The sequence below is a fragment of the Cohnella sp. SGD-V74 genome (assembly GCF_003001675.1).
Taxonomy (GTDB): domain Bacteria; phylum Bacillota; class Bacilli; order Paenibacillales; family Paenibacillaceae; genus Cohnella.
On record NZ_PVYW01000035.1, the window covers coordinates 1 to 13,188 of the forward strand.

Genomic DNA, 13,188 nt, shown 5'->3' on the forward strand with positions numbered 1-13,188 from the left:
CAGGCGCTGCCGGCTGACTGCCGCATAAGTAAAAAGTAACATTAGTTTAGTCTTACTCCGCTCCCGCCGCTAGGTGGGGGCTATTTGACGCTTACTTAATAACGGATTACGAAAAATAGATTGCGCCAATGAAGAAGATTTAAAAATGATCAATAAAATTCTTCAAACGCGCACTCCTGTTTCAAATCAATTTGGTATTAGCGATAATCAGGGGATTTTTATGTTCTATGCATTGAATGTTTTTCAAGATTCGATTTATCTTTTTGAAGACGAAGGGGCTATCATCGTTTATCAATCTGAAGGGAATGTACTTCACCTGTATGATGTGGTGAGTAAGTCCAAGATCGATTTAGTAAGGTTACTTTCTCATATTAGTAACAGGGATACTGAAATAATTCAATTTTACTTCACACCTGATCGTTTTACTGAAAATGTGAATTATGAACTTAAGAGTCAAGGTGATTTATTATTTATTAAGTCGAAGAACAAGTTGAACTTAAGCTTTGCATTTTGTGCCCCTATGTTATCGCATGCTTAAGAACATTTCATCAAAATGCCAGGGGAACCTAACAACCTTTAGACTTTGCTAGAGATGAGGGTATGGGGCTGTAAGAGGTCGTGAGCAAACGACCTCCTACAGCTCTTTTTGGCGTTCACGCTCAACAGCGCGCAAACAGCCTAATGTAATATATATTTTACTCTTGTCGTGTTTATTTACAATGAGAGCGAAAGGAGTTTGAAGTGATTGAAAAACATCAAAATGAAAACAGCTCGAACGGAAGCCGACTTGTCGCAGGAACAATTGGCCGAGACCATAGGCGTAACCAGGCAAACGATCAATTTGAACGAAACGGGCAACTAAAATCTGAGTCTTAAACTGTGTGCATCGTCAGATACAAAGCGCTGAACAAGAATTTAAACGATTTATTCTGGGAGGAATGAAGGATGGATACGAAGAATGCTGCGAAGGAAACGAGATGTATTATGAGAACCGCACTGATCGTCGGTGTTATTCTTCTAGCTGCGGGTACAGCGTTTAGTATGGCAGGAATCAATCCCGTATCGAGCAACAAGGGGCTGATTGCTCTTTCGCTCATCCCGTTAAGCGTTGCCCTTGTTTATTTCACGAGGTTTTCCAAACCGATAAACTCCAGTGAAACGATTAAAAGCAGAGTAATACAAGAAACGGACGAACGGCTTGTTGCGTCAAGAAACGAGAAGGATGCCCAATCGTTTAATCGTTCAAGCCGCATTATTTTTAGGCTATATGGGATATACGATTTTTGTCCCGGAAGTTGAAAGGTAATTGCACTATCGGACACGGGTATGAGGGCTGTGACAGGTTATGAGCGTTTGACCTGTTGCGGGCCCTCTTTGGGCTGAACAGATTGCAAACAAGACGGTGTACTGAAAACTGTCCGTTCGATCTTTCGATATCTTGCTGTCTCATTCCAAATCCGCATAGTCGTCTGCCGACTCGTGCTATAGTAAATGCACAGTGACCCCTTGGAAGGAGTTGTAAGCGAGAAAATGCATGTCGAAATTGAACCGAAAATCTTGTATTTTGGCACTTCGGTCGTGCTTATCAGCACTGTGAACGAGGATGGCACTCCGAACTTGGCTCCGATGTCTTCGGCCTGGTGGCTGAATCGTTCTTGCATGCTTGGGCTAAGCAGCAAATCGCAGACCGTCTTGAACCTGATCAGAGAGGGCGAATGCGTGCTGAACTTGCCGTCCGTCGACTTGATTCCTGCGATCGAAAGTCTCACTTTATTGACCGGCCGCAATCCGGTCCCGGAATCGAAGGAAGCCAGGGGTTATCGATTCGAACCGGATAAGTTCGGCGTATCCAAGTTGACCCCGCTGCCTTCCCGGGATGTCAGGGCGCCCCGCGTGCAACAATGTCCGGTTCACTTAGAGGCAAAGCTCGTAAAGGTACACCCATTCGAAGAGCCGAGTTCCTTAGTCGCATTGGAGGTCCATATTGAGAAAATTCACGTGGAGCAAGCTTTGACGATGGGGGATCATCCTAACTATATTGACCCGTCCAAATGGAATCCGATGATCATGAATTTCTGTGAATATTTTGGCTTAAGCGATCAGCTTTCCGAGTCGCGATTGGCTCCGGTATTTGGACCCGGCACTGCAAGATAGGAAGATAAGGCGTAAGACCGCTTCAAGTTGAAAAAGACATAAGCCCACCCTTGGCCGCGAAACCTTGGGGTGGGTTTTTACCCGTGTTGTACAAGACCGGATCGCATGGTGGCCATGCAGAATTTAAAGCTATAATGGAAAAAACAAGAAAGGAAGATGCCCATGATTACGGTTTATGATTGGTTTGGCTATGAATTGCAGAATAAGGAGCGATATCGGTTAATAAAAGAAGCTGGATTTGATGGCGTCTTGTTGTGGTGGAGCGATGGCTTTGGTCGTGACTGCTTTGGCCGGGGCGATTACCGCAATGGGCCGCAAATTGCGCGGGAGGCGGGTCTTTTTATAGAAAATATCCACGCGCCAATCGAAAACGAAAACAGCCTCTGGCTTGACAATCTGGACGGAGAAGCCGTAACGAATTGCTACCTGCAATGTATTGCAGATTGCGCCGAATTCGAGATTCCGACTATGGTTGTGCACCTTCCTAACGAAAACAATCCATGCAACGCATTGGGTCTGGATAGAATGAAGAGAATTGCTGATAAAGCGGAACAACTTGGCGTCAATGTCGCGCTGGAGAACTTATGGAACTTTTCCAATCTGACCTGTGTGCTGGAGCAAGTGGACTCCCTGCGTATCGGATTCTGCTATGACAGCGGGCATCACTACCGCCATTATCCGGACACTGACTTATTATCCCTGTACGGTTCTCGGCTGATGGCCCTGCATTTGCATGATAATAACGGTAGCTACGCCCAACACGGGTTACCCCTTGACGGGACGATTGACTGGTCTGCAGCCATGAAACAAATTGCGGCAACGAGCTATTCAGGCGCAATTGCGATAGAGGCCATGAATTGGGATTATGGAGATTTATCAGCTAAAGAGTTTCTACATAAAGCGTTTGAACAAGCAAAGAGGCTGGAAGCATTACAACGCTATAATCCATTTCTCGAAAGCGGGTACTGCGATGGGCATTCGTTATGATTCCAACATTGAGGCTATTAGTAAAGATACGCTCCAAGAGCTATTTCTTTCGGTAAAATGGGAATCCGGAAACTATCCGGGCGAGCTGTTGCAATCTATCCGCGGGTCTCATTCGATTGTTGCAGCGTGGGATGGAGACAAGCTTGTCGGTCTGATCAATGCTTTGTCTGACGGAATTTTAACCGTATATTTTCACTACATGCTGGTCGATCCGAGCTATCAGGGTGAAGGTATAGGCAAGAACATGATGAAGATGATGCTTGATAGATACAGCGGATGTAAAACAAAAGTGTTAATTTCCTATGGAAGTGCGATAGATTTCTATCGGAAATGCGGCTTTTCCATGGAAGACGGAGCTACGCCTATGTTTATTTCAGAGTTAGTGTGATCAACTTGGCGGCAGGTTTGTCAAGATGCGGACGTTTCTCAAAGGAAAATCAAAGGTTCATTTATTATACTCTCTATATATTTAATAAGGGGGATACGATTGATGAACCTTTTGCGACAGCTGTTAAAGATGACTCGGCTGACCTTTCTAACAGGAGCTGTGCTGGCTTTGTGTCTGCTGTTAACCTCCTGTGATGAGGAGCATACACCGATAGCGACGCACAGTACGGCAATAACGCCGAGTACGGAGACGATCGAGCCGGCGGCAGCTACGGACTTGCCGTCTAACGAGGTCGCGATCACCTACGAAACCACCGGGAACGTGGCAAGGGAGAAGGCCGATCTCCTCACGAGAAGATACGGTGCGAACAGCGTGCAATACGCCCTTATCGATCATGGCAACATCATTGTAACCGGTCATTCCGGCAAAAATGATGAGCAGGGACAGAAGCCGCTCTCGAAAGACACAATGTACGGGATTGGATCAACGAGTAAAGTGTTTACCGCAGTTGCCGTCATGCAGTTGGTCGACCAAGGGAAGATCAATCTCGATACGCCGGTCGTCCAGTATATCCCGGAGTTTACGATGAAGGATGAACGCTACAAGCAGATTACGCCGCGCATGCTGCTGAATCATTCTTCCGGCCTGAACGGATCATCGTTCAAGAACGCCTTTTTATTCGAAGATAACGATACTTACGCCCACGACACCCTGCTGAAGCAACTGGCCGGACAGACCTTGAAGGCGGATCCGGGTGCTTACTCGGTTTATTGCAATGACGGATTTACGCTGGCCGAGATTCTGGTCGAGTATGTCAGCGGCATGGACTTTACCTCTTATATTCATCAATATATTACGGGACCTCTAGGGATGACCAATACGGAGACACCGCTAGATTCACCGAACGCAGCGAAGATGGCGGGACTCTATTATCCTGCTTATACAAGACAATTTCCCAATGAAACGGTCAACGTAATCGGAGCGGGAGGCATTTATTCCACGGCGGAAGATTTGGCTCGATTCTCGCAAATTTTTACGGGGGAAGCGGAACAAGTCTTGTCCGGCAAAACGGCTTCGGCCATGGCGCAAGGCGAGTACCGGACGCCTTTATGGCCTGACGATGCGGACGGCTCGATTGAATACGGTCTGGGCTGGGACCTCGTCAATCTGTACCCCTTCAGCGAATATGGGATAAAGGCGCTGACCAAAAGCGGAGGCACGATATTCTATTGCTCATCGCTCGTTGTGCTTCCCGAGCAGGGCATGGCGGCCGCTGTCGTCACTTCCGGCGGCAACGGCCTGAACGGCCAGCTTCTGGCAACCGAAATCTTGCTTCAAGCGCTGAAGGAGAAAGGGACAATTGCCGAATTCAAGCCTGAGAAGTCGTACGGCGTGCCGGTAAAGGCCGATATGCCGAAGTCCATGCTACAGTATTCGGGAATCTATGGCTTGTTCGATGGAACGATTAACATCGATATTACCGAAGGTGGCATCATGTCCGTCACTTCGGAGCGGTTGTTCCATAATACGAATGATACTTACAAATATTCGGAGGACGGCACGTTCCGGAGCATGGATGGGAATGGGATGGTCAGCTTCGTGACGGAGGAGAACGGTCGCACCTACTTCTGGGTTAGGGAATATTTTTCGTTTCCAGGACTGGGACAGACGGCTTTATCTACGTACTCCGCCGAGAAGCTCGAGCCCCAAGATCTTCCGCCAGAGACCATGAAGGCATGGATTCAGCGCGACGGTAAGAAATATTATCTGCTGAATGAGAAGTATACATCGCTTGTTTATTTGGTGATGCCGCACACTTCATTGAATTTGTCGAAACCATTGCCGGGGTACGTGGCGGATAAGCGAATAACAGGCCCGAATACGGCAGTCTCCGAATTGCAAATTCCGGGAATAAATGGGCGGGACCTCTCAAGTTTAACGTTCTTTACGGAGGATGGCGTTGAGTACCTGGAACAAGACGGAAGAATATGGGGGGGCGAGGATGGCGTGAAGCCCATGAATGTCGCTAAGAAATCAATCGTTATGATTCCATCGAGCGGATACGCGGAGTGGTATACGATAAGCGACAACGACGGGGGGAAGAACGTTAAGGTGAGCATGCCCTCGAACGCTTCCTTCGCCGTTTATGACGGGAGTGGAACATGTATCCACTTCAGCATCACCGGAGACAAGGATCAGGTTGTGCTGCCCGCGGGAGGCTCCATTGTTTTCATCGGAGATGCCGGTACACAATTCGAGATTTCCGTCCTGTAACTGTTCCCATACTGGAACTAAACATTCCCGCTGCGCTGATCGTAACCCGACCTTTTCGTTTCAGTACCTTACGGGAAGAAGAATAGCCATATCCCGAACGACCAATAAACCGCCAAAGCCCTTGGGCTTCATGGCGGTTTATTGGCATATCCGCGTAAACCGATCTCCGAATCATTATTTTGTTGCATTTTTACGGATCTCGTCTTATACTATCAACGTGATAATGATAATCATTATCATATATAACGGAGATTTAGGGAAGAGCGTGAAATGTTGAGTAAAGATGACCTGGACAACCTCGGGATGGGCAAGCGTTACTATGTGTTTATTTTCCTTCTACTCGGTTTGATTGTGTTATCTGTCGTGTATTCGGTGTCCATTGGACAAGTGAACATTCCCTTTGCGCAATCGAAGGAGATCGTATTGCACGCTTTGACCAATGGTATGCTGGGGTCGCTGGATAAAGTTCAGAACGACTCCTTTATAAACATTATTTTGCAGGTAAGGATGCCTCGGGTGGTCTATGCGTTGCTGATCGGCATCGGACTTTCGCTATGCGGAACGGTTATGCAGGCAGTGGTGCAGAACCCGCTGGCGGACCCTTACATCCTCGGGATTTCTTCCGGCGCATCGTTGGGTGCAACCTTTGCCATATTGGTGGGATTCGGCAGCGGTGCATTCTTATTGCAGATGGGCGTCGCTTTTGGCGCTTTTGCCGGAGCCATGTTAACCTCGATCGCCGTCCTGCTTTTATCAAGCATCGGGGGCAAAGCAACGTCCGTGAAGCTTGTTTTATCCGGCGTTGTTATCGGCGCGTTATGCGGATCATTCTCCAGTCTGATCATTTATTTTGCCAATAATGCGGAAGGCATCAAGACGGTTACCTTCTGGTCGATGGGCAGTCTGGCCTCTTCGAGTTGGGATAGAGTGCCGATTATGGCTGTGGTCGTTGTGCTTGGGGCAGTGCTGTTTCTTTTTCAACATCGCATCTTGAATACGATGCTGCTGGGCGACGAGTCGGCAGTTACACTGGGCATTAACTTAAGCGCATACCGTAAATTTTACATGATTGTTGTTGCGCTGGTTACAGGAACGATGGTTGCCTATTCGGGAATGATTGGATTTGTCGGCTTGGTTGTCCCGCACATTACGAGAGGGATTTTTGGCACCGATCATAAGAGATTGATGCCGGGGACGTTGCTGCTGGGAGCGCTGTTCATGATCTGGGCGGACATTCTGTCCAGAACGATCATCCACAACGTCGAACTGCCGATCGGAATCATTACCTCTGTTATCGGATCTCCTTTGTTTATCTATATGATTGTCAAGAGAGGTTACAATTTTGGGGGGTAGAAAATGGAGCTGACTGCCAAGGGAATAGGAGTGCGGATCGGCAAAAAGGAAATTGTGAAAGATGTGTCGGTCTACGTGAAAAACAAGCAGTTTGTCGGGTTGATAGGCCCGAATGGCTGCGGAAAATCAACTTTGCTAAAGAGCATTTATAAAAGTCTGCCCCCGCAGAGAGGAGCCGTATTTCTAGATGACATAGATGTGCTGAAAAGCTCGGAAAAAAAGGTTTCGCAAAACTTGGGTGTGGTCGGGCAATTTAATGAAATCAGCTTTAATTTGTCGGTGCAGCAAATGGTGATGTTAGGAAGAACTCCGCACAAGAAACTGTTGGAGGCCGATAATCGAGAGGATTTGGCCATTGTGGAGGAAGCATTGGCTAGAACAAATTTACTTGAGTATAAACATCGCGGCTATTTATCGTTATCCGGCGGGGAGAAACAAAGGGTTATTCTCGCCAGAACCATTGCGCAGCAGCCGAAGTTCATGATCTTGGATGAACCGACCAACCATCTGGATATCCGTTACCAGATTGAGATTTTATCGATTGTCAAACAGTTGAACATCGGCGTCTTGGCCGCGCTCCATGATTTGGAGATGGCAGCCCAATATTGCGATTACGTGTATGCGATGAAAGACGGAGAAGTCTATGCACACGGGACGCCTGAAGAAGTGTTGACTTCGACGACCATTGAAACCCTATACCAAATCAAATGCCAAACCTACACCAATCCGGTTACGAATGGAATTGGTTTTGCTTATGGCCTATAAGGAGAACAGGATGAAAAAGACGTTATTGTTCGGTACGGTTTTGTCTGCAGCGCTGCTCTTAACCGGTTGTGGAAGTTCGGATACCAAGACCGCGGAGAAATCCGAGACACAAGCGCACTATCCTCTGACGATTCAAAACTATTCCAGAACAGAGGAAGGAGCAAGCTGGGAGAAGAAGGATCAAGTATTCGATCGTGCGCCCGAAAGAATTATGGCGAATACACGCCCGGCGGCAGAACTGTTGCTGCATCTGGGCCTCGGTGACAAGATCGTTGGAGTGGGAGCCAATTTCGGGGTGCCTGACCCGTCCGTAGCGGAACAATATGCGAAATTGAACATCCTGAGCGATGAGTATGTCGGGAAAGAAGTCACCCTGGGCACAAATCCGGATTTGGTCTTTGGTCGAAGCGGGCTATTTGCAGATGCGGAATGGGGAGTAGGGACGGTAGATGCGCTCAATAGCATGAAAATCAAAACATATGTGCTGGAGTCATCGATTACCGGCGGAACCTATGATTCGATTTATAAAGATATCGAAAATATCGGCAAAATATTTGACGTTAAAGATCAGGCGGATCGCTTCACCAAAGAGCTGAAAGATAAGCAAGCTTCTATTTCTTCCAAATTGGAAAGCATTAAAGACCACAAAACGTTCGCCTACCTGCACACCAACGATCCGAAAGAGTTATACGTATACCCGGCCAGCGACGAATCGTTCTTCAACGATGCTTTCAGCATGATCAAGCTGGATAATGTATTTGTGAACGAAAAGGGAGAGGTCAGCGTCGAAACGCTGATTGCTCAAGATCCGGATATCCTCATCTTGCCTAAATGGGACGATACGGATCTCGACAAAGTGAGAGAAGAAATCTACGTCAATCCGAAGTTATCCAGTATGAAAGCCATTAAAAATAAGCAAATTTATATTGTGGATTATAACTACTTGTTCGGGTATAGCTACAATACGATTGATGGAATGGAGCAATTGGCCAAGGAGATATACCCCGCGTTGTTTGAATAAATTAAAAGGCTCGTGTTGGTTCATAACCGACACGGGCCTTTTATTTAGCAGACAGCTTTATCGTCACTCTGGTCATCTTCGGAAGCCAAGGGAAGAACCCTAAAAAAGTCATGGATACATACTAGCTTATAAAAAAAATCAACATAAGTCTATTTCTTTTTGAGCGTAGGCTATATGTTATATAAGCGACCGCGGCGCAAAACGATCCATGAAGGGAGAAGTTCTGCATGATTACGCTCAGAAAAATCACTCTGGAGAACCGACGCGCTATATTTAATCTGGAGGTTTCCGAGGATCAACGGCGTTTTGTTGCGTCCAATCTGTCAAGCGTGGCCTCGTGTTATGTTCTGGCTGTAAATGGGGGACATCCGTTTCCGTTTGCTATTTATGCGGATGAGCTGCCGGTCGGTTTTGTTCAGTATTGCTGGATCCCTTATAAACCCGATAACGTTGCCGCCAAAAAGCTCTATGAAAGCTTCGGCTTCCGTGACAACGGCGAAATCTTCAATGACGAGTCTATAACCGTGTTGAGGCTCTGAGCGAGGGGGAGAAAAGGGTGATAGGCGAAAAAACGAGTACGAGACTTGATAGCGTTCGTTTCGTTGTTGAGGATATGATAATGTCCATTCCTTGCGAGATCCAGAAACAAGAGTCATGCATTCGGTTGTACGGGGTGTCTGCTTTTGCTGCGATGCTCGCTATGAAACGCGGGCTGAATCAGGAACTGGCGGCGATTGCGGGGCTGCTTCACAACTATTACTTTTATAAGACCGGCATTGACGATTTTCCTGGTATCAGTAGTTCCGAGGCCGTGAGACCGCTGCTAAGGGACATGAACATCTTATCCGAAAAAGAGCAGACGACAATCTTGCGGGCGATCTTCTACCAGGGGGATAGAAGCGGAATTCATGGTCCATATGAGGAGATCGTCAAGGATGCCGGCCTATTGCAGGGTTACTTTCAGAATACGGGGCGCAGTGCTGCACCGCAGGATTCCGCCAGACTGCGAAAGGTGCTTCATGAATTAACGATTCCAATAATAGATTTGCCAGGAGAAGAATATAGCCCTGGTGGCGTAGAGGATCGTCAAGACATGGATAGACGCAGTAAGCTGGCTGATATTGCGGAGACGTTGGCGGGACTGAACATAGCTGGGGTGCCAGGGGATCGACGATACCGGGAAATCTGCAAATATTGGCCCGGCCCGGCCGTATATCAAGAATTGCAAAACGGTTGGTGCGCCGCTTTTGTATATTATTGTTGTTGGCAAGCTGGATTTCAGTTGCCGATTCGATACCCGAACGGGATATACAGGTTAGCTGGTGTGGGCGCTTGGTTAGAGTGGGCTCAACTGTCCGAAACGGGTTTTCTGTATCATGATGAACACGACGGGTTTGCTCCGCGGCGCGGGGATATCGTGATTTATGACAAGCTGCTTTCGAACGATCCGCATGACCATATTGGGATTGTTCTAGCTTGCGATGAGAAAGAAATAACAGTCGCTGAGGGGAATAGGGATAATCGGAATTATTCAAGCGTTGTGAACAGAGATCGGGGGCGCTGCATCCTCGGATATATCCGAATCGACAACAACTATGCATTTCATTTTAGCGGCGAGTATAGTCCCATTCTGTAGCTGCGAGGGACGTCAATAAGCCTGAAAATCCATAGAACTCAACCAATATTCCCAATGCGCAATTCAGATAGCTTTCAAGGGATACTGAGAACTGCTCCGATTGTACTTCTTATAACCGAGGGAGTTTCTACTTTCTTTGCAGTTACTTGCGTTCAGGCATAGTGAAGTCGGTACTTGGCAATTGTTTTATTTGGTGTGCATATGTTAAAATGGCATCAGAAAGACCGAGTGCGCGAGCACTCGGCCTATACAATTGGCTTGGATGGGATGCCCCTTCAAGTTAATGAATGGTACAGACCCACCTTTGGCCTGGGAACCTTGGGGTGGGTTTTTACTTTCTCTTGTAGTTTATCAGCAACAGAAAACACGATCAACTGTTCGCCTATTCAAGCATAAAAACGCCCTTCCGCTTCCTGTAGGGAAACGAAAGGGCGTTTTACTTATCACGCTCCGCATGCAAAGGCGTCGAGGGAGCCGGAGACCGGAGAGCTACCCGTCCAATGCTATTTGGTTAAACGGATGTCGAACTTCGTTCCGGCATCGCCGGCGAATACGATGATGCCGTTCTCGGGCAGCACGGTTGTATGGTCCGGACTGACGACGCCGAAATCCACGCAAATCCCGTTCTCGTCGTATACGGCATAAGAGCCCGTGGACGAAGGGGCGACCTTCATCGTTTTACCAGCGGCGCCTTCCGGGATCGAGAACCATTTGGCGTACCCGTTGTCCAGTATCGTGAGCGAGGAGCTGCCGCCCGAATAGATCGGCTTCAAGGCCTCTTCGCCGACGAGCAGACTGCCGCCAAGCTTCAAATATTCGATGCCGTTTTCCTCGTAAAAGTTGAGTTCATTGGCATCCCTTCCACCCATTGCCGGGAGGTACAGGTCGGCCGCTGCCGTATTCGGTCCTGTTATTTTTTTATCCAGTACGTACCCCGAGGCTTCTTCAATCAACTGAAGCTGCACGGACGAGGCCAGCAAGTATGAGAGAGAAGTATACTTCTCGTCGAGCGGATAATAACGTTTGCCGTCGCGTTTCGTCCAAGCCGCCAACGTCTCCTCGGAGACGGAGTTAGGCTCGAGCTTCTCGGCGGAATACTGCGACAAAGCCAACTGTCCGAGTCCCGGGAGAGAGACGTATTGACGGGTCCATAGATAGGTGCGCCCGTTGCTTTCCTTCACCAAGTCGATCCTTACGCTTCCGTCCGCGCTTCTGAACGAGCCGTCTGCCGCATAGGCGTAGATCTCGGCCGGGTAGAACGGCACTTGAGGAAGGGAGATCGACATTTCTCCGTCCCCGGAGATGTCTACCTTGATCAATTGATTGGTAGAGCCGTAGATTCCTGAGAACTCCAACCATTCCGAAGGCATATCGGTTTTAAAAGGTTTGCCGTACGACTTATCCGCTATGAACTCGCCGATCTCGCCTTTTTCCTTCAGAGCATGAAGCAGGATTTGGCTCGCCAGAAGCTGGTTCGTCGTGCTGGAGCCTCCGGACGAGAGCACGGCCGCCGCCATGTTCTTCTCGGGAAGAACGACCAGCGCCGCATGATACAGAATGGTGTCTCCGCCCTTGGCCAGAGCCTGAATGCCGTAATCCCCGAACGGGAACAGGTCCACGCTGTCCCAACCTAGTCCGTAGTTGACCCAGTTGTCGGCGTCCTCGGGCCAGAATCCTCTCGCATACTCCGCTTGCGCCGTCTCTGCCGCCGATTCGGACGACAGGATACCTTCAACCTGCCCCGTGAAAATTTGCGAGAATCGCACGAGGTCCTCCGCCGTGGAGTAGATTCCTCCCGTTCCGATGACGTTCACCGTCTCGTTCGGCAGCTGATTGGCGAAGTGGGGAAGATAAAGTCCCGCCATCGCCGACACGCTCGGATGATCCAGCGGCGTCATCGTATTCTTCATGTTCAGCGGCTCCGTAAAATTACGATGGATGTAGGACGTGAAATCCGTGCCGCCGACTTTCTCTACTAAAATTTCCGCTAGAGTAAAGCAATCGTTGCAATAGACCGAATAAGCCCCCGGATCGGCTTTCAACTTCTGTCCGGCCAACTGCTCCAGCAGCGTATCGTGTGCGTATGTATCATTATCCTCGAGTAAAAAAGCGTTTGTCAGCGACGATCCGTTAAATCCGGCGGAATGGTTCAGCAGCATGCGCGGCGTAATGTTCTTGTACCGCTCGTCTTCCATTTTGAAGTCCGGAACGTACTGAGTGACGGGCGCATCCAGATCGACCTTGCCTTCGTCCGCGAGCTTCATCACGGCTGCCGCAGTGAATGCTTTGCTCACAGAGCCGATACCGTACATCGTATCCGCGGAGAGCGGCTTCTTGCCTTCCTGGTCGTTAATGCCCGATTGCCCGGAGACGATGATCCGGCCTTGATCGATCAGCGCGTATTGCACGCTTGTCGTGCCGTATTGTCCCGTCAGGAGATCCGCCGCATCGGATGCCGCTTTCTGCGTAGCTTCGTAAGTCGTCGGGTTTTCTTCGCTTGCGGAGGCTGCCAAGGCGCCCCCAGGAGCCAGCATGGCAAGGATCAACGTCAGGGATAAAAAACGAAACGGTTTTCTGCTTTTCATAATTACCTCCTCGGATACGTTGTAT

The 13,188-nt window shown here is 48.7% G+C and carries 12 protein-coding genes and 1 pseudogene; 12 read left to right on the top strand and 1 reads right to left on the bottom strand.

The features are described from left to right. The first annotated feature begins 145 nt into the window (after positions 1-145). The 12 genes and pseudogenes from B0G52_RS33865 (at position 146) to B0G52_RS33920 (ending at position 10,578) form a co-directional block, all read left to right on the top strand. A complete protein-coding gene (locus tag B0G52_RS33865) occupies positions 146-538 on the top strand; it encodes a hypothetical protein (protein WP_094050862.1) in 393 nt (130 codons plus the stop codon). Between the two features lie 207 nt (positions 539-745). After that, a pseudogene (locus B0G52_RS33870) lies at positions 746-942 on the top strand (helix-turn-helix transcriptional regulator). Positions 943-945: 3 nt separating this feature from the next. Then, entirely contained in the window at positions 946-1,299 is a 354-nt protein-coding gene (locus tag B0G52_RS33875) for a hypothetical protein (protein WP_094050863.1), read from the top strand. A gap of 231 nt (positions 1,300-1,530) precedes the next feature. Beyond that, positions 1,531-2,154 (top strand): flavin reductase family protein, encoded by a 624-nt coding sequence (locus B0G52_RS33880; protein WP_094050864.1) that lies wholly within the window; start codon positions 1,531-1,533, stop codon positions 2,152-2,154. A gap of 162 nt (positions 2,155-2,316) precedes the next feature. Beyond that, a complete protein-coding gene (locus tag B0G52_RS33885; protein ID WP_094050865.1) occupies positions 2,317-3,141 on the top strand; it encodes a sugar phosphate isomerase/epimerase family protein in 825 nt (274 codons plus the stop codon). After that, positions 3,125-3,529, top strand: coding sequence for a GNAT family N-acetyltransferase (locus B0G52_RS33890; RefSeq protein WP_094050866.1), 405 nt, complete (start codon positions 3,125-3,127; stop codon positions 3,527-3,529). The genes B0G52_RS33885 and B0G52_RS33890 overlap by 17 nt, the downstream gene beginning before the upstream one ends. A 102-nt stretch (positions 3,530-3,631) precedes the next feature. Beyond that, positions 3,632-5,803: a serine hydrolase domain-containing protein gene (locus tag B0G52_RS33895; RefSeq protein WP_369827187.1), complete on the top strand. Its 2,172-nt coding sequence runs from the start codon at positions 3,632-3,634 to the stop codon at positions 5,801-5,803. A 270-nt stretch (positions 5,804-6,073) separates the two neighbouring features. After that, complete coding sequence (locus B0G52_RS33900) at positions 6,074-7,156, top strand: FecCD family ABC transporter permease (protein WP_198960781.1); 1,083 nt, start codon at positions 6,074-6,076, stop codon at positions 7,154-7,156. 3 nt (positions 7,157-7,159) lie between these two features. Then, on the top strand, positions 7,160-7,921 hold the full coding sequence (locus B0G52_RS33905) for an ABC transporter ATP-binding protein (protein WP_094050867.1): 762 nt from the start codon (positions 7,160-7,162) through the stop codon (positions 7,919-7,921). A gap of 10 nt (positions 7,922-7,931) precedes the next feature. Then, positions 7,932-8,942: an ABC transporter substrate-binding protein gene (locus B0G52_RS33910; RefSeq protein WP_094050868.1), complete on the top strand. Its 1,011-nt coding sequence runs from the start codon at positions 7,932-7,934 to the stop codon at positions 8,940-8,942. A gap of 227 nt (positions 8,943-9,169) precedes the next feature. Further along, positions 9,170-9,481, top strand: coding sequence for a GNAT family protein (locus B0G52_RS33915; RefSeq protein ID WP_094050869.1), 312 nt, complete (start codon positions 9,170-9,172; stop codon positions 9,479-9,481). Positions 9,482-9,498: 17 nt separating this feature from the next. Beyond that, positions 9,499-10,578 carry a CHAP domain-containing protein gene (locus tag B0G52_RS33920; protein ID WP_233163320.1) on the top strand — a complete coding sequence of 360 codons (1,080 nt, stop codon included), beginning with the start codon at positions 9,499-9,501 and terminating at the stop codon, positions 10,576-10,578. A gap of 503 nt (positions 10,579-11,081) precedes the next feature. Here the strand turns inward: B0G52_RS33920 and B0G52_RS33925 are convergent. Then, on the bottom strand, positions 11,082-13,163 hold the full coding sequence (locus B0G52_RS33925) for a serine hydrolase domain-containing protein (RefSeq protein ID WP_094050870.1): 2,082 nt from the start codon (positions 13,161-13,163) through the stop codon (positions 11,082-11,084). Positions 13,164-13,188 lie beyond the last annotated feature (25 nt).

Excerpts from the sequence above, each read along its gene's own strand:
- B0G52_RS33865 (WP_094050862.1), top strand. The coding sequence starts at position 146 with ATGATCAATAAAATTCTTCAAACGCGCACTCCTGTTTCAAATCAATTT.
- B0G52_RS33875 (WP_094050863.1), top strand. The coding sequence starts at position 946 with ATGGATACGAAGAATGCTGCGAAGGAAACGAGATGTATTATGAGAACC.
- B0G52_RS33880 (WP_094050864.1), top strand. The coding sequence starts at position 1,531 with ATGCATGTCGAAATTGAACCGAAAATCTTGTATTTTGGCACTTCGGTC.
- B0G52_RS33885 (WP_094050865.1), top strand. The coding sequence starts at position 2,317 with ATGATTACGGTTTATGATTGGTTTGGCTATGAATTGCAGAATAAGGAG.
- B0G52_RS33890 (WP_094050866.1), top strand. The coding sequence starts at position 3,125 with ATGGGCATTCGTTATGATTCCAACATTGAGGCTATTAGTAAAGATACG.
- B0G52_RS33895 (WP_369827187.1), top strand. The coding sequence starts at position 3,632 with ATGAACCTTTTGCGACAGCTGTTAAAGATGACTCGGCTGACCTTTCTA.
- B0G52_RS33900 (WP_198960781.1), top strand. The coding sequence starts at position 6,074 with ATGTTGAGTAAAGATGACCTGGACAACCTCGGGATGGGCAAGCGTTAC.
- B0G52_RS33905 (WP_094050867.1), top strand. The coding sequence starts at position 7,160 with ATGGAGCTGACTGCCAAGGGAATAGGAGTGCGGATCGGCAAAAAGGAA.
- B0G52_RS33910 (WP_094050868.1), top strand. The coding sequence starts at position 7,932 with ATGAAAAAGACGTTATTGTTCGGTACGGTTTTGTCTGCAGCGCTGCTC.
- B0G52_RS33915 (WP_094050869.1), top strand. The coding sequence starts at position 9,170 with ATGATTACGCTCAGAAAAATCACTCTGGAGAACCGACGCGCTATATTT.
- B0G52_RS33925 (WP_094050870.1), bottom strand. The coding sequence starts at position 13,163 with ATGAAAAGCAGAAAACCGTTTCGTTTTTTATCCCTGACGTTGATCCTT.